This is a genomic window from Pelagibacterium sp., from assembly GCF_965249125.1.
Taxonomy (GTDB): Bacteria; Pseudomonadota; Alphaproteobacteria; order Rhizobiales; family Devosiaceae; genus Pelagibacterium.
The window spans coordinates 1,872,825-1,888,729 of sequence record NZ_OZ252217.1; the positions used below are offsets into that span (position 1 = coordinate 1,872,825).

The 15,905-nt window shown below is 63.3% G+C and carries 14 protein-coding genes and 1 riboswitch; of the genes, 5 read left to right on the forward strand and 9 right to left on the reverse strand.

The window, feature by feature from the left end; genetic code table 11:
* Nucleotides 1-14 precede the first annotated feature (14 nt).
* From ACP148_RS09235 to ACP148_RS09250, 4 genes are all read left to right on the forward strand, one after another.
* Nucleotides 15-764, forward strand: a complete 750-nt coding sequence (locus tag ACP148_RS09235; protein ID WP_421950621.1) for an electron transfer flavoprotein subunit beta/FixA family protein — start codon at nt 15-17, stop codon at nt 762-764.
* Nucleotides 761-1,690, forward strand: coding sequence for an electron transfer flavoprotein subunit alpha/FixB family protein (locus ACP148_RS09240; protein WP_421950622.1), 930 nt, complete (start codon nt 761-763; stop codon nt 1,688-1,690). Before ACP148_RS09235 ends, ACP148_RS09240 begins: the two co-directional genes overlap by 4 nt.
* 214 nt (nt 1,691-1,904) lie before the next feature.
* Nucleotides 1,905-3,659, forward strand: coding sequence for a pyrroloquinoline quinone-dependent dehydrogenase (locus ACP148_RS09245; protein ID WP_421950623.1), 1,755 nt, complete (start codon nt 1,905-1,907; stop codon nt 3,657-3,659).
* 75 nt (nt 3,660-3,734) lie between these two features.
* Nucleotides 3,735-4,592 (forward strand): substrate-binding periplasmic protein, encoded by an 858-nt coding sequence (locus tag ACP148_RS09250; protein WP_421950624.1) that lies wholly within the window; start codon nt 3,735-3,737, stop codon nt 4,590-4,592.
* Between the two features lie 52 nt (nt 4,593-4,644).
* Here the strand turns inward: ACP148_RS09250 and ACP148_RS09255 are convergent, their stop codons facing one another.
* The 9 genes from ACP148_RS09255 to ACP148_RS09295 form a co-directional block, all read right to left on the reverse strand.
* Nucleotides 4,645-5,094: a c-type cytochrome gene (locus ACP148_RS09255; RefSeq protein WP_421950625.1), complete on the reverse strand. Its 450-nt coding sequence runs from the start codon at nt 5,092-5,094 to the stop codon at nt 4,645-4,647.
* Between the two features lie 161 nt (nt 5,095-5,255).
* Nucleotides 5,256-7,262 (reverse strand): vWA domain-containing protein, encoded by a 2,007-nt coding sequence (locus tag ACP148_RS09260; protein WP_421950626.1) that lies wholly within the window; start codon nt 7,260-7,262, stop codon nt 5,256-5,258.
* 158 nt (nt 7,263-7,420) lie between these two features.
* Nucleotides 7,421-8,311 carry a carbohydrate kinase family protein gene (locus ACP148_RS09265; protein WP_421950627.1) on the reverse strand — a complete coding sequence of 297 codons (891 nt, stop codon included), beginning with the start codon at nt 8,309-8,311 and terminating at the stop codon, nt 7,421-7,423.
* A gap of 2 nt (nt 8,312-8,313) precedes the next feature.
* Nucleotides 8,314-9,231 carry a pseudouridine-5'-phosphate glycosidase gene (locus ACP148_RS09270; protein WP_421950628.1) on the reverse strand — a complete coding sequence of 306 codons (918 nt, stop codon included), beginning with the start codon at nt 9,229-9,231 and terminating at the stop codon, nt 8,314-8,316.
* Nucleotides 9,232-9,453: 222 nt separating this feature from the next.
* Entirely contained in the window at nt 9,454-10,203 is a 750-nt protein-coding gene (locus ACP148_RS09275; RefSeq protein WP_421950629.1) for an ABC transporter ATP-binding protein, read from the reverse strand.
* Nucleotides 10,193-11,203: a FecCD family ABC transporter permease gene (locus ACP148_RS09280; RefSeq protein WP_421950630.1), complete on the reverse strand. Its 1,011-nt coding sequence runs from the start codon at nt 11,201-11,203 to the stop codon at nt 10,193-10,195. Before ACP148_RS09280 ends, ACP148_RS09275 begins: the two co-directional genes overlap by 11 nt.
* Nucleotides 11,204-11,206: 3 nt before the next feature.
* Nucleotides 11,207-12,145 (reverse strand): ABC transporter substrate-binding protein, encoded by a 939-nt coding sequence (locus ACP148_RS09285; RefSeq protein ID WP_421950631.1) that lies wholly within the window; start codon nt 12,143-12,145, stop codon nt 11,207-11,209.
* A complete protein-coding gene (locus ACP148_RS09290; protein WP_421950632.1) occupies nt 12,142-12,861 on the reverse strand; it encodes a (2Fe-2S) ferredoxin domain-containing protein in 720 nt (239 codons plus the stop codon). Before ACP148_RS09290 ends, ACP148_RS09285 begins: the two co-directional genes overlap by 4 nt.
* Before the next feature lie 100 nt (nt 12,862-12,961).
* Nucleotides 12,962-13,182, reverse strand: a riboswitch (cobalamin riboswitch).
* A 29-nt stretch (nt 13,183-13,211) separates the two neighbouring features.
* On the reverse strand, nt 13,212-13,850 hold the full coding sequence (locus ACP148_RS09295) for a DUF1028 domain-containing protein (protein ID WP_421950633.1): 639 nt from the start codon (nt 13,848-13,850) through the stop codon (nt 13,212-13,214).
* A gap of 277 nt (nt 13,851-14,127) precedes the next feature.
* On the opposite strand from ACP148_RS09295, the gene ACP148_RS09300 reads away from it, so the two are divergent.
* Nucleotides 14,128-15,681 (forward strand): ABC transporter substrate-binding protein, encoded by a 1,554-nt coding sequence (locus ACP148_RS09300; RefSeq protein ID WP_421950634.1) that lies wholly within the window; start codon nt 14,128-14,130, stop codon nt 15,679-15,681.
* The last annotated feature ends 224 nt before the right edge of the window (nt 15,682-15,905 follow it).

Consider the following 15,905-nt stretch of genomic DNA (forward strand, 5'->3'; position numbering starts at 1 on the left):
AAGAGGAGACGGCTTTGAAAATTCTAGTCCCGGTCAAGCGGGTGCTCGACGCCAACATCACCGTGCGGGTGAAGTCGGACGGAACGGGCGTCGATCTCGCCAACCAGAAAATGAGCATGAACCCGTTCGACGAAATCGCCGTCGAAGAGGCGATCAAGCTTAGGGAAGCGGGCATCGCCATTGAAATCGTCGCCGTTTCCATCGGCCCGGCGCAGGCCCAGGATACGCTGCGCACCGCACTCGCCATGGGCGCCGACAGCGCCATTCTGGTCAGGACCGACGAGCCCATCGAACCGCTGGCCGTGGCCAAGATCCTCAAGACAATTGCCGAACAGCAGAGCCCCGATCTGGTCATCATGGGCAAGCAGGCCATCGACGACGATTCCAACCAGACCGCCCAGATGCTCTCGGCCCTGCTCGGCTGGCCGCAGGCCACCTTTGCCTCGAAGGTCGAAATCGCGGACGGCAAAGCGACGGTGACGCGCGAGGTCGATGGGGGTCTCGAAACGCTCGAACTGGCCCTGCCCGCCGTGATCTCAACCGATCTGCGGCTCAACACGCCCCGTTATGCCTCGCTGCCCAATGTGATGAAGGCCAAGAAAAAGCCCCTCGAGGAAATCGATGCGGCAAGCCTGGGCGTAGGACTCGAACCCACCCTGAAGATCGTTTCGACCGCCAAACCGGCCGAGCGCAAGCCCGGCTCGATGGTGGGTTCGGTTGCCGAACTCGTTGAAAAGCTCAAGACGGAGGCCCGGGTGCTATGAGTATTCTCATCCTCGCAGAACACGATAATTCCACCCTCGCCGTCGCGACCGCCAAGGCCGTTGCCGCCGCGCAAAAGATCGGTGGCGATATCGATGTGCTGGTGGCCGGGACCGACTGCGGCGCGGTGGCCGATGCCGCCGCAAAGCTCGATGGGGTCGCAAAGGTTCTTCTGGCCGACGCCGACGCCTATGCGCACCAGCTTGCCGAGCCGGTCTCCGAACTGCTCGTCCATCTGGCTGGCAATTACAGCCACATCGTTGCCGCCGCGACAACCTCGGGCAAGAACGTCATGCCCCGCGTTGCGGCATTGCTCGACGTGATGCAGGTTTCCGATATCACCGCTGTGGTCTCGCCCAAATCCTTCGAGCGCCCAGTCTATGCGGGCGCGGCGATCCAGACGGTCGAAGCCTCGGCCGACAAGATCGTCATTACCGTGCGCGCCTCGGCGTTCGACGCAGTCGGTGACGGCGGCGCGGCAACCACCGAGGCCGTCGATTTCACGCCGTCGGCGCCGAAGGTCAAATTCGTGTCGCGGGATGCCGCGGTCAGCGCCGGACCGGACCTGGCCAATGCGCGGATCGTGGTTTCGGGCGGCCGGGCGCTGGGGTCGGAAGATCAATTTACCGCGATCATCAAGCCGCTGGCCGATAAGCTCGGGGCCGCCATGGGTGCCTCGCGCGCCGCCGTGGACGCAGGCTATGCCCCCAATGACTGGCAGGTGGGACAGACCGGCAAGGTGGTCGCCCCCGATCTCTATATCGCCGTGGGCATTTCCGGGGCGATCCAGCATCTGGCGGGGATGAAGAATTCCAAGGTCATCGTCGCCATCGACAAGGACCCCGAAGCCCCTATTTTCGGGGTGGCCGATTACGGGCTGGTAGGCGACCTGTTCGAGCTCGTGCCGGAACTGACCAAGGCGCTCTAAGGCCACCAAGCGCATCCAAGGGCGGTGCGACAGCGCCGCCTTTTTGTTGGACGGCCCCTGTGAGAGCGGCGATCGTTAACCAATGGTTGACGACCTCCGTCATGCGGGCGTACCATCAAATGGTACTGGCAAAGCTTTCGAAGCTGACGGTATTTCGCCAGCCAAGTATTTCATGAAAGAGCGCCAGTACTCCAGGCTTTGGAGGAGGCCTCGCATGACCAAACCCAGAAAATTAATTGGCTTATTGGCAATTGCCGCTTCATCGGTTTCTCTATTGGCCGTACAGGCGGGCGTTGCCCAGGACAACCCGATCGACAACCTTTCGCCGGTCACTGACGAAATGTTGACCGACCCGCCCGACGGCGACTGGCTGATGTGGCGACGCACATATGACGGCTGGGGCTACAGCCCGCTCGAAGAGATCAACAAGGACAATGTGGGCGATCTGCAACTGGCCTGGGCCTGGGGCATGTCGCCGGGGGGACGCACGCAGGAAACCCCGCTCGTCCATGACGGGATCTTGTACCTGCAGAACGCAAGCCACCTTATCCAGGCCCTCGACGGGGCCACGGGCGAACTCATCTGGGAGTACGAATACGAGCTCCCCGACGACGTGAACCCGAACGGTGAGCGTTCCAAGGCGATCTACGACGACAAGCTGTTCATCGCCACCCGCGATGCCCATCTGATTGCGCTGGACGCCAAGACCGGCCAGTTGATCTGGGACAAGCAGGTTGCGAACTACGAGCACGGCTTCGCTTTCTCGAGCGGACCGATCGTGGCGAACGGCGTCGTTGTCCAGGGCATGACCTCTTGCAGCAACGCTCAGCCCGGCGGCTGCTTCTTTACCGGCCACGACGCGGATACCGGTGAGGAATTGTGGCGTGTCTACACCATCGCCCGGGGCGATACGCCCGAGGGCAACAGCTGGAACGGCCTCCCGCTGGAGAGCCGCCATGGTGCATCGGCCTGGATCACGGGTTCGTACGACCCTGAACAGAACCTGATCTTTGCCGGCGTCGGGCAGCCCTATCCGTGGAACGTCGAGATCGCGGGATTGACACCCCCGAGTTCCGATCCGAACGTTACCAACGAGGCGCTCTACACCAACTCCACGCTTGCCATCGATGTAACGACGGGCGAGCTCGAATGGTACCACCAGTACCTGGAAACCGACTCTCTCGACCTCGACTACGCCTATGAGCGCATCCTGGTCGACCTGCCGTTCAACGGTGAGATGCGGCAGCAGGTGGTGACGACCGGAAAGATCGGCATCATCGAGTCCCTCGACCGCACCACGGGCGAATGGCTATGGGCTCAGGAGACGGCGCCGCAGAATGTGGTGCTTTCGATCGACCCGGAGACCGGCGAGAAGGAAATCAACCCAGAGGTCATTCCGGTGATCGGCGAGACCACCTTCAACTGCCCGGCAGATCCGGGCGCCAAGGCCTGGCAGGCCACGGCCTACAGCCCGCGGACAGAAACCCTGTATCTGCCGACTGTGGAGTTCTGCTCCAACACCACCGTGAACCCGCTCGATCCGGGCGAGATTTACACCGGCGGCGGGCTGCAGACCTTTGCTCGCGTCCCCCATCCCGATGGCGACGGCAATATCGGCCAGGTCCGTGCCATCGACCTGACGGACCAGTCGGAGGTTTGGCAGTACCGGCAATATGCGCCGATCACCAGCTCGACCCTGCCCACGGCAGGCGGGTTGGTATTCGTGGGCAGCCTTGATCGCAAGTTCATGGCGCTGGACGACGAGACCGGCGAGGTGCTCTGGGAAAGCGGACCGTTGAGCAATTCGCTCGAATCGTTCCCGATCAGCTACGAGGCAGGTGGCAAGCAATATGTTGCCGTTGTCGCGAACTGGGCCTCCGGGCTGGGTCGCCTGGCATCGCTGACCCCCGACATCCGGCTGCCGGTGGACAATCCGGCAACGCTTTATGTGTTTGCGCTTCCCGACTGATCGGAAGGTGTAGTCTAAGAAGCGGGGCGGGCACGGAAATTTCCGGTCCGCCCCGCGTCCATGAGGAGTTCGAAATTGTCCCTTTTCCAGCGTCCGGTCGCTACATTGCTGGCTTCGGCGCTAGCCATTGCTATGGCCACGCTGTCGCCGGGCACCGCCCCGGCGCAACAGCCCGAATTTTACGAGGTGCCCTTTGCACCGGGCCAGTGGAACATCGGCCGGCCGCTCGATGCCTCCCATTTTCGCTATTGCGTCGACCAGCGCGATCCCGACTGGGAGATGGCGAGCGACATCGCCGATGCCATCGCCGGGGGATTGCTGCTCGAGCCGGAACGCTATGTGGTGGAAAGCGATATCGTGCGCGAGGACATCACGAGAATCTACCAGATCCTTCTCGAACATTGCGACGTGCAGATGGGCTTCAAGCTCATTCCCGAAGGGCTGCCCGAATGGGTCATCGCCACCCGGCCCTACTACGAGGCCCAATATGTCTTTGCGGCCACCGATCCGGCCATTCAGACGCTGGGCGATCTGGCACCCTCACGCCCGATCGGCGCGACCATGGGCACTTCAGCCCATCTCCAGCTGTTCACCTATGTCTCGACGTTGGCCCCTCAGGAACGCTGGCCGGTGTTTCCGATGGGCACAAACGAATTGTCCATAGCCTCGCTGCTCAATGGCACCGTGGATGTGGCTCTGGTCTGGGGCCCCAGCCTGTGGGCCGAGCAACGCGACAACAGCGAGGCGGCCGAAATTCACATCGTCGACCCCAGCCCCCTAAGGCCGTCCAGCCTCGGAGTGGGCGGGTTGCTGTTGTCCGAGAACACCTATCTGCGCACGGCCATCGACGAGGCGATAGTGGCACTCACCGCGGATGGCACGATCGGCTCCATCCTCGAGGAGTATGATTTTATCGCCACCTCCGCACCTTAGAGCCTTTCAGCGCTTCTTCGAATCGCTTCAATTGCTCTAGCCGGGCGATTTCTCACTTCTGAACGATCAGATTGTTAAGCGACTCCATATCCGATGGCAGCGGTTCGCTGCCGGCCGGGAACCCGTTTTCCTGAAGAATATAGGCCATGAGATCGGCATAGACCTCGGGTGAATAGCGGCCCGGAGCATTTGGCGGCATCAGCGCGCTCATAAAGCCGAACATTGCCGAAGCCGGCGCGCCATTGGCGAATTTCTGTTCAAACGACAGGCCGCGCAGCGGCGGTCCCCCGATCAGCCCGCCCCGCAGATCGTCGCCATGGCAATCCTCGCAATCGCGGGCAAATCGGTCCTCACCGCGATCGGCTTGCTCGGACGAATAATGCACAGGGCTCATGGCGCTTTCGTCCTGGGCGTAAACCGTCCCCGAAAGCGACAAGGCGCCGGCGACAAGCCCCGCGGCAAGCACCATTCGCGGCGCGAGCCTGGAATTGATGAGATCCATACTTTCCTCCCGTTGCGGACCATTTGCCACGGAGGTCGATCACAAAGGCATCTCTTCTCGAAGCACGATGGTCCTTGGACACCAAGCAAAGCCGAGGCGAATGGCAATTGCAAGTACAATATCGGCGGTCGGGGCGGCGTCCTGACACCGCCGCTCATTTCCTACTCCACGGTGATCGGCCAACGGCCGAGCAGGGTCTGATTGGTCACGTCGAGAAAGCGGATTTCGTAGGTGCCGGGGTCATCGGGCATCGTGAACTTGGTGGCCTTTTCGCCGGAAGCGGGCTGGGCCTCGATCCAGGCGAAATCGGCCTGGTCGGCACGGGCCAGCGTTACGCGCGCCCCGTCCACATCGGCGGTCCAGGTGACAACCACCGCCGCGCCCGGAGCCGCCGATGGAGGGGCTGAAAGGCCCGCGCCGCTGTCGATCGGACTGCCGATGGGCAGCACCTCGACCGGTGTGCTGGCCAGTGTGGCTTCACCCTCGCCCAGCACATAGCGCACCTCGTAAAGCCCCGGCTCGGCCGGCGCCGTCAAGGTGATCGTATCGTCACCGCGAACGTAGTCATAATCGAGATAGGCGCCCTCTTCCGCTCCAGTCGGCACTATGGTTACCCAGTCAAGTCCATTGACGGTCTCGCCCCAGGTGACCTCGAAATCGGCTTCGGCGATAACGACTTGCGGGGCCGAAACCGATTGCTCGATCGCGGTCACCTCAACCGGCGTTGAAGCCATGGTGACCTCGCCTTCGGCCAGCACGTAGCGAACCTCGTATAGTCCGGGTTCGGACGGCGCGGTCAGGGTCACGCTCTCATCGCTGCGCGTATATTCGTAATCGAGCGCTTCACCTTCGGGCGCGCCGACCGGAACTATGGTGATCCAGTCGAGAGCGTTCACCGTCTCGCCCCAGCTCACCTGGAAATCGGCTCCGGTCGCAACACTTGCCGGGGCCGAAACCGATTGCTCGACAGCGACCACCTCGACCGGGGAGGACCCCATGGTCCGCTCGCCTTCGGCAAGCACGTAACGCAGTTCATAGAGCCCCGGCTCGGCGGGTGCCGTCAGCGTCACTTCCGTGTCCTCGCGCGCATACTCATAATCGAGGCTCTCGCCCTCATCGGCCCCCACGGGGACTATGGTGATCCAATCGAGGGCATTGAGCGTCGGGCTCCAGGCCACCTCAAAATCGGCACCGACCGTGACGGTTTCGGGCCCGGCAAGCGTCACGGCCGCATCGACGATTTCGATCGGCGCGCTTCCGGCGGTCTCCTCGGTCGCGGCAAAAACATAGCGCACTTCATAAAGCCCCGGTTCGTCGGGAGCCGTCAGCGTCACTTCCGTGTCCTCGCGCGCATACTCATAATCGAGGCTCTCGCCCTCATCGGCCCCGACCGGAACGATGGTCAGGTAGTCGAGGGCATCCAGGGTCGGCGACCAGGCCACGACAAAATCGGTGCCAACGGCGGTGCTTGCGGGGGCTTTGATGTCGACCGGCGCCACTTCCGGTTCGGGCTCGGGCTGCGGCTGGGGCTCGGGCGCCTCCTCGATCACCTGCTTGACCGCGTTGAGCGCGTCGGCCAGCTCGCTGGCGTTGGATGCCGGCACGAAGACACCGCCGGTGTTCTCGGCAATGCAGGAGAGTTGGGCATATTCCTCGGACGCAACGTCAAAGCCGATGACGTGGGTGGTGAAGGCGATGCCGCGCTCTTTAAGATGGGTTGCCAGCGCGCAGGGGTCGGCCTCGCAGTTCTCGATGCCGTCGGAAATCAGCACCACCGTTGCGGGGTTTTCGAGATAGACCAGTTCCTCGGCAGCGTGCTCGACGGCGGCCGAAAGCGGGGTACGTCCCAAAGGGTTGATGGCGTTGACGGCATCGGCAAAGCTGGCGGGCGAAATGGGTTGAGGTGCAATAACCGTTTCGATGTCGCCGCAATCGCCCTCGCGCCGATGGCCGTAGGCCACAAGGCCCAGATTGGTTTCGGGCGACCACTGGTTCACGAGGTCCCCAAGAACCTCGCGGGCAATCTCGATCTTGGTTACGCCATCGATCTGGCCCCACATGGAGCCCGAGGCGTCATAGACCACCATGACGTCCTGAGCCGTGGCATGGCCGGCGCCCAGACCGGTGGCGAGCATCGCCGCGATGGCAAGTGTTTGTACCCGTTTCATCATCGTCCCCTGGCAGATGCGAAGTTATCGCGGTGCAGCGGCCAGGATGAACGAAAGATAAAGGCGAGCCAGGCCGCGCAGGCAGTAAACGCAATTTTGAAACGTCTGGCAATCGGAACATTGGCGCGCAAAAATACTTGCAAAGCGCCACAAATAACTCACATGGCCAGCGGTTGCGCTCCCAGCCGTGTCACGGCGCGCGCGCCGGCGGCGATGGCCGCGCCCAGCGCTGAAACCGGGGATTCGCCACGCATTTCGGCGGCCAGAAAGCCCGCCAGAAATGCGTCCCCGGCCCCGGTGGTATCGACCACCTCGACGGCGTCGGCGGCAACAGCATGGGGCTCTCTCCCCCGCTCCGCATAGACCGCTCCCAGCTTGCCGCGCTTGAGAACAACGCGGGGAAAGGTTTCGAGCAGGGCAGCGATCTGGCGGTCGGGATCGGTCTGGCCGGTGAGCAGTTCGGCCTCATCGGCATTGGGGAAGATGATTTCGGCGTCAGCCGCCCAGCCAAGAAAACTGTCGTAGCCCGCCGCCGCCAGGAAGCCGGTAGAGGCCGGATCGATGCTGACGGGGATGTTGCGTGCCCTGGCGCGCGCGCAAAGCGCCATCACGGCAGCGCGTGGCTTGGGCTCGAACAGGGCGTAGCCGGAGATGTGCAGCCGGTCCATGCCATCGAGCAGTTCGAACGGGAGATCGGTTTCGCCCAGATGGGCGTTGGCGCCGCGATCGGTGAGAAAGCTGCGCTCGCCATCGCTGTCGACAAGACAGATCAGTGTCCCGGTCGGGTTGTTTTCGTCGCCCCCCAGATGGGCGGCAACCCCCTGCCCCTCGAAATGGCGGGAAAGCCGAACGACATCGGCGGCTCCCACGCGCGCGGCAAAATGGGCGTCGGCGCCCATCGCCGCCAGCCATACGGCCTGATTGGCGCCCGAACCGCCCGGCATCTGGCGGATGGTTGCCGCCGTATCGGTGCCGCGCGCCACCGGCCCCTGGGGAACGACAAGAATATCAGTAATGACGTCGCCGACAACGAGGATGCGGCCAGTCATGGTCAGGCGCGCTTAACGAGGGCGGCGGCGATCTGTGCGGCCACGGCGGCGTTGTTTTTGACCAGCGCGATATTGGCGACCAGCGACTTGCCGTCGGTCAACTCGAAAATGCGGTTGAGCAGATAGGGCGTGAGGTCCTTGCGGGTCACGCCCTCGCGTTCGGCATCGGCAATGGCGGCGGCGATGCGGGAATTGATCTCGTCGGCATCGAGCGCGTCGGCCTCGGGGATCGGATTGGCGACAAGAACGCCGCCGGGCATATCGAGCGCCGCCTGTGTTCCGATCAGCGCCGCGACCTCCTGAGGCGTATCGAGCCGGTAGTCGACGCCGTATCCGCTCTCACGCGCGAAAAAGGCCGGGAAGGCGTCGGTGCCATAGCCGATGACCGGAACGCCATTTGATTCAAGCACTTCGAGGGTTTTTCCGATGTCGAGAATCGACTTGGCGCCCGCGCAAACCACGGCGACCGGGGTTTGCGAGAGTTCGGTGAGATCGGCGGAAATGTCGAATGTGGTTTCCGCGCCGCGATGCACGCCACCGATGCCGCCGGTGGCGAACACCTTTATGCCCGCCATTGCCGCGATCTGCATGGTGGTGGCCACAGTGGTTCCGGCGGTCAGGCCTTTAACCAGAATGGCGGCCAGATCGCGCCGCGACGCCTTGGCGGCGCTCAAACCGGTCTTGGCCAGTTCCTCGAGCGTTTCCCCCGCCACGCCCACCTGGCACTTGCCGCCCATCACCGCGATGGTTGCGGGCACAGCCCCATTGTCGCGCACCACCTGCTCCACGGCGAGCGCCGTTTGAATGTTCTGCGGATAGGGCATGCCGTGGGTGATGATCGTGGATTCGAGCGCCACGACGGGCTGCCCGTCGGCCAGCGCGTATTTGATCTCGGGTGAGATTTCGAGGAAGTCGGACATAAAAGGACCCTATGCGTTTGCGCGATGCAAACCACAGGTACGGGTTGAGCGCAAGCGGCGATCGCGAGGCTTTCCTGCCTCGCCCACCGACCCCATCCCGGGCGGAGCCCCGGGATCCGGTAACCGGCGGCGCTGGTGCTTGTATCGCAGGCATTGAGTGTACTGGGCCCCGGCTCAAGGCCGGGGTACCAGGGGAATCGGGTGGCAAGAAAGCGATTACGGCTACGCTGTAATGGCGCCCTTGATCCTGATCACATCATCGGCGAACTCGGCATCGATCCGGTACACATCGGCCAGTCTTTGCGCCGTCAGCACCTCGCTGAGCGTCCCCGAAGCCGCCAGCCTTCCGTGATCGAGCAGAAACGCCCGATCGCAAAAGCGGGTGGCAAGGGTCAGGTCGTGGAACGAGGCCAGCACAGTCTTGCCGCGCCGTTTCACCGCTTCGAGCAGCACATGCTGGTAGTGCAAATCGAGATGGTTGTGGGGCTCATCGAGAATGTAGATTTCCGGGTCGAGCGCCAGAATTTGCGCGAAAAACAGGCGTTGTTGCTCGCCGCCGGAGAGATGGGCGGCATCCTCCCCTGCCCGCCCGGCGAGGCCGACGAGGGACAGGGCTTGGTTGCACCGGGAAGCGGCCTGTTCGCGGGTCAGCGCCAGGGGCAGAAGACCCAGCGCCACGACCTCGTAGAGGGTCAGCCCGGCCAGCGACACCGACTCCTGGACCAGCGCCCCGACCCGCGCGGCATAGGCTTTGCGGGGCCAGTCCGTTAGGGGTTTTCCGTCCAGCAGGACCGTTCCGGTATTGCCGGATTCGGCACGATAGAGGACGCGCATCAGGCTCGATTTGCCCGCACCATTGGGTCCGAGAAGAGCGTGGAATTTTCCGCGTTCGAGGGCAAGGGAAACGCCATCGAGCAATTGCGCTTCGCCCTTTTTGAGCGAGATCGTGGTCACGATCGGATCAAAGGCCACGGCGCACCTTTCTGAGAATGAAAACGAAAGGCGGCGCGGCAAACAGTGCCAGCAAGACACTGAGCGGCAGTTCTTCGGGCGCCAGCACGGTGCGGCACAGCAGATCGACCACCACAAGTACGATCATGCCCAAAATCACCGCAAGCGGGACCAGCCGCTTGTGAGGCGCGCCGACCATCAGCCGTGCCATATGCGGCACGATCAGCCCGACAAAGCCAACGATCCCGGCCCCCGCCACCGACAATCCGGTGAGCAGCGCGGCAAGGCCGAGCAGGACAAGCCGCAGGGCGGGCAGCGGCACGCCCAGCGCCACAGCCCGCTCGTCGCCCAGCAGCACCGCATCGAGCATCGTCGCGCACGGCCAAACGGCCAGCAACCCGAGCGGCAAGGCGACGGCCAGTGGCGGAATGTCGGCCCAGCGCGCGCCGGCGGCAGAGCCCATCAGAAACGAAAGCGCCTCGCGGGTGACCTGGGGGTCGGCAAGGTGGATGAAAAACGCTGAGACCGAAGAAAAGAACAGCGATATGGCAACACCGGCCAGAATAAGAACCAACTTGTCCATGCCCCTGCCAGGCTGGAACGCCAGTCCCAGCGTCAGCATGAAGGCCAGCATGGCGCCCAAAAAGGCCATCAGGTCGAGCCCGACACTGGCGAGGAACGTCGCGGGCAGCCAGACGATTGCGGCGGTCGCCGCTGCCGAGGCGCCCGAGGACAGGCCCAGCAGATAGGGATCGGCCAGCGGATTTCGCAGCAACGCCTGCATGATGACGCCCGAAAGCGCCAGCGCCCCGCCGACCAGCGCCACCATGATGACGCGTGGCAGGCGCCACTCCCAGACGATCAGTTGCAAATTGGGTTGAGCGTCGGGCAAACGCAGCAGCGCGCGGATGCGCTCATCCCACGGCAGATCGGCGGTTCCCCAGAAGGCACCGGCCAGCATGGCAAGCACGAGAAAAACGAGCGCCACCCCGAGGGTGACGCCATATGGCGCGCGGTTCATGGTCTAGTTGAAGTCCAGTTGTTCAAGACCCGCCGCGAGGCGTTCCACACCATCGACGAAGCGCAGGCCCAGAAGGGTCTCGGAAAACGGGACGACGACATAGCTCTGTTCCTTGACCGCCCGAAGCTGGGAGAGGACCGGATCGGTTTCCAGGTGGGTGCGCTTTTCCTCGGCGGTCGACCATTCGGCTTCGATCAGGATGATGACATCTGGGTCGGCAGTTGCCACAGTTTCCCAGGCCAGATCGGCCCAGCGGCCCTCGACATCGCCGGCAATGTTTTCGAGGCCGACCGTTTCGACGAGCAGACCCGGCGCACCGCAGCATCCGGCGGAAAATGCAGTATCGGTGCCCGAATCAAAGAGGAACGCGGTCTGCCCGGCACCGGGCGCGCCGGTTGCCGCCGCATCGAGCCGGGTGCGGATATCGGTGGCACTTGCACCCGCCGCCTCCTCGACGTCGAACAGCGCGCCAATCCTTTCAAGGTCGATGAAGATGGGATCGGTGGTCATGCGCATATCGGGCGGGTGCTGATTGCGGCATTCGGCATTGACCACATAGGTTCCGATTCCGATGTCATGCCACTCGGTTTCGGCCCCCAGATTGGTGTCGTTGAAGGCCGAGGCAAAGCCGGCAAAAAGGAAGTCGGGGTTTTCGGCCAACACCACCTCACGGGCCGGGTAGCGCTCGGAGAGAACCGGAACTGTGTTGTAGGCTTGGAGCCACTGGTCAGGGATCGTGTCGTCGAGATAGGCGGTACCGATCAGCCTGTCTTCGAGGCCAAGCGCAAGCATGATTTCGGTGGCGTGCTGGTTGAGCGTGATGGCGCGGGTCGGCGCTCGTTCAAGCGCAAAGCTGGTGTCGCAGCTTTCAATCGTCTGGGCGAACGCCGATCCGGCCAACAGTGACACGGGGACGGCAAGCGCCATGCGCTGCAAGTTCATTGCGAGACCTCATGGATTATCAATTGGGGGAGCGTCTCGCCGTTTTTGATAACGGTCGAAACGAAGCGGGCGACATCGTCGGCGTCCGCCAGGCGATACCAACGTCCGGCCGGGTAATGGGCCACGACAGGACCGTTGTTGCAGGGGAACAGGCAACCGGTGGTGGCCACCAGACAGTCGCGCGCCACACCTTGACGCGTCAGTTCCTCTGCAAGAACGGCCCTGAGCGGCCCGGCTTCCCGGAAATTGCAGCGCGGCCCGGTACACACGAGTAGGTGGTGCCGATGCGCCGGCACCTCGTCCCAGCCCGCGCCGCCAAGCGAACCGTGATCGGACTCGATAGGCGCCGCTTCGGCGGCATTGTCGAGGCTGGACCGGGCGATTGCCGCCAGCACGGCCTCATCGCCGCTCTGATCGGAGGCCAGCGCCAGTCCGCCATCAAACCCACGCTGGCGCCGCCAATGGGCCAGCGCGCCGGGCAACCAGGCCAAAAGACTGTCGGAAAAGGGGATGCCGACCGGCTGAACGAGGATATTTCGCGCGCCCTCGCCCACCAGCGTGTCGAGCGCCGACATCGGCCCGGCCTCGCGGCCTTCCATGCGAACGATGGCGCACGGGATCGGGCAGGCCCTCGTGAGCGATGCCTGAAGCGCCTTGAAGCGCTTGCCCTGCAAATAGGGCTGCGAAATCAGAAAAACTACTGCGTCAGGTGCCATAACCCGACCTTCTCTTGCGAGAAGGCGGTGGGCTTTGTGTCAGCGGACGCGCTGCGTAAAAATCCATACCTGCCCCCTGCCGGCACACCTCGTCCGGCTTGTTGGTCTGTTGCAGGCGGCAGGTCTCCTGGCTCGCGGCATAGTCTTCATCTCGAAGACGGTGCAACGCCCCTTCCCGACTTTCGTCAGTGGTCTGGCGTTGCGATTCGCCGCTTACAGTTGCGAGGGCAGCTCCGGAATTGGCCCCTTATGGGTAATCCGCACCGGCATTCCCTTTTCATCCGCGCTCTACTTGGCGGAACCGTCAGCACAAGAGGCATAGCCGCATGGCGCGAAGCGAGCAAGCGGATTCAGCGCCGCGGCAGGCCCGCGACGAAATCGGCGTAGTCGCCGATCCGCACCCTTTCGAGCAGGGCGGAAAGCTCGTCGAGGGGATTGCGGGCAAAGTCGACCCGCACATCGATGGCTGGATAGGGCTGGTCGGTATAGGTCTTTATCGCCGCCGACTGGATACCACGGGCATCGCCACCCGCCAAATCGCCCGCGGTCAGCGCGGCCAGCAGGCGCAGTTCGAGCGAGCCGCCGGCGCGGGAAAACGCCTGCGCCATGGCCGGGACGACATCGGTAGTGCCAAGGAGATTTCCGGCAATGGCAAGATCGGTTTGAAGATGCATGCCCACCGCTTCGGTCAGCCCCTGCCCGCTCCAGCCGGCCGTTGCGCCGGTGCGGTCCATGACGATCACTTGCCGCCGGTCGCGCTCGGGATCGGCCGTGGTCAGGGCATAGACCACCGCTTCGGCCCCGTACCCGGCCTCGAGCGCCGCCAGCCCGTCATGGGCATAGAGCGGGTTGGTATAGCCCTGGGTCGCGAGCGCCCCCACCCCGGCCCGCGCGTGCGGCACGAGCGACCCCACCGCCGGGCCGCCGGTCGCCGTTGCGACACCGAACGCGCCGGTCGCGCGGTCATGGGCGAGGATTGAGAACGTCATGGGCAAGTTTTCTCCCTTGAGCAAATTTATAGCGATAAATGTATTGCCATGTCCATTTATGCTGATAAATTTAATTCCAGACCAGCGCCTCCAAGGCAAGCTCTGGGGGCCAAGTCAGAACCGGACAACGATCCGGAATCGTTCTTAAGTCGTCGCGTTCCCGAACCGAAAAAGTGGGAGCCACTTTTTCTGGGAACGCCAGAAATGCCGTATCGCGTTCCCGAACCGAAAAAGTGGGAGCCACTTTTTCTGGGAACGCTCCAAAGGAGAGGTTGTCATGAAAAAACTACTCGCCGGGGCCGCGATCGCCGCAATGCTGGCCGCATCGCCGGTCCTCGCCCAGACCCCGCCCAATGTGCTGATCGTCGGCCAGATCGCCGAGCCGCAAACGCTCGATCCGCAGGTTTCCACCGCCGCCAACGATTTCCGCATCCTGACCAACGTATTTGAAGGTCTCGTGCGCTTTGCCGAAGGCACGCTCGAAGTCGAGCCGGCGCTGGCGACGGACTGGACCATTTCCGATGACGGGCTGATCTATACCTTCAATCTGCGCGACGACGTGACCTTCCACGACGGCACGCCCTTCAACGCCGAGGCGGTCAAGTTCACCTTCGATCGCATGCTCGACGAAAACCACCCCTATTACGAAACCGGCCCCTTCCCGCTTTCGTTCAACTTCGCCGACGTCACTTCGGTGGAGGTGCTTGACGACTACACCGTCGAATTTACCCTCGGCACCCCGTTTGCGCCGTTCATGACCAACCTCGCCACCAACACCGGCGTCATCGTGTCCCCGACCGCCGTCGCCGAACATGGCGAGGATTTCGGGCGCAATCCTGTGGGCACGGGCCCGTTCAAGTTCGAGGAATGGCAGTCCAACACCCGCGTCGTCGTTTCGCGCAACGACGATTACTGGGGCGAGCCGGCCGGCATGGAGACCGTCGTCTTCCGCCCGATCACCGACGCCAACACCCGTGTTGCCGAAATGCTTTCGGGCGGCATCGACATCATGGTGGAAGTGCCCCCCGACAACGTCTCGATGTTCGCCGAGGACCCCGGCTTTACGGTCTATGACGCCGTCGGTCCGCACACATGGTACGTGATGCTCAACGCCAAGGAGGGCCCGTTCGCCGATCCTTTGGTGCGCCAGGCCGCCAATTACGCGGTCAACAAGGAAACGCTGGTCAACGACGTGCTTTCGGGCACCGCCGATGTTTCCGCCGGCCCGATCCCGCCGGCTTTCGCCTGGGCCTACAACGAGAGCGTCCAGCCCTACCCTTACGATCCGGAAATGGCCCAGCAACTGCTCGAGGAATCCGGGGTCGAAGACCTTTCGGTCACGTTCTATGTCACCGAGGGCGGGTCGGGCATGCTCGATCCCATTCCGATGGGCACCGCCATCCAGGCCGATCTCGAAGCCGTCGGCTTCGACGTGGAAATCGAGACCTATGAGTGGAACACTTTCCTTGCCAATGTGAACCCGGGCCTTGAGGGCAAGGCGGACATGGCCGAAATGGCCTGGATGACCACCGATCCCGATACGCTGCCCTTCCTCACCCTGCGCACCGCCGCATGGCCCGAGGAAGGCGGGTTCAATTCGAGCTATTATTCCAATGTCGATGTGGACGAAATGCTCGATCAGGCCCGCATGGAAACCGATCCGGAAACCCGCGCCGCGCTCTATCGCGACGTCCAGCAGGTCGTCCATGACGACGCGCCCTGGATCTTCGTTGCCAACTGGAAGCAGAACGCAGTGTCCACCGCCAACGTGCAAGGGTTCGAGCTCCAGCCGGACTTCAACCTGCTCTTGCGTAGCGTGACCAAGCAGTAGCGGCTTTGGGGCGGGGCTGCCGGCCAGGCGCTTGCGGCCCCACCCCACCGCTCGCCCACCCACCGCCGTCATCCCGGGCGAAGACCCGGGACCCCGTACCCGGCAGACTTCGTGCTAATCCACAAGCGCTGCCGCGTACTGGACCCCGGCTCAAGGCCGGGGTGACCAAGGGGAAAAATGAAGCCCCCCTCGCTTCCCCAACGAAACGAGCCCCGCCGCAAGAG

Excerpts from the sequence above, each read along its gene's own strand:
- ACP148_RS09240 (WP_421950622.1), top strand. The coding sequence starts at position 761 with ATGAGTATTCTCATCCTCGCAGAACACGATAATTCCACCCTCGCCGTC.
- ACP148_RS09245 (WP_421950623.1), top strand. The coding sequence starts at position 1,905 with ATGACCAAACCCAGAAAATTAATTGGCTTATTGGCAATTGCCGCTTCA.
- ACP148_RS09255 (WP_421950625.1), bottom strand. The coding sequence starts at position 5,094 with ATGGATCTCATCAATTCCAGGCTCGCGCCGCGAATGGTGCTTGCCGCG.
- ACP148_RS09260 (WP_421950626.1), bottom strand. The coding sequence starts at position 7,262 with ATGAAACGGGTACAAACACTTGCCATCGCGGCGATGCTCGCCACCGGT.
- ACP148_RS09265 (WP_421950627.1), bottom strand. The coding sequence starts at position 8,311 with ATGACTGGCCGCATCCTCGTTGTCGGCGACGTCATTACTGATATTCTT.
- ACP148_RS09270 (WP_421950628.1), bottom strand. The coding sequence starts at position 9,231 with ATGTCCGACTTCCTCGAAATCTCACCCGAGATCAAATACGCGCTGGCC.
- ACP148_RS09280 (WP_421950630.1), bottom strand. The coding sequence starts at position 11,203 with ATGAACCGCGCGCCATATGGCGTCACCCTCGGGGTGGCGCTCGTTTTT.
- ACP148_RS09285 (WP_421950631.1), bottom strand. The coding sequence starts at position 12,145 with ATGAACTTGCAGCGCATGGCGCTTGCCGTCCCCGTGTCACTGTTGGCC.
- ACP148_RS09290 (WP_421950632.1), bottom strand. The coding sequence starts at position 12,861 with ATGGCACCTGACGCAGTAGTTTTTCTGATTTCGCAGCCCTATTTGCAG.
- ACP148_RS09295 (WP_421950633.1), bottom strand. The coding sequence starts at position 13,850 with ATGACGTTCTCAATCCTCGCCCATGACCGCGCGACCGGCGCGTTCGGT.
- ACP148_RS09300 (WP_421950634.1), top strand. The coding sequence starts at position 14,128 with ATGAAAAAACTACTCGCCGGGGCCGCGATCGCCGCAATGCTGGCCGCA.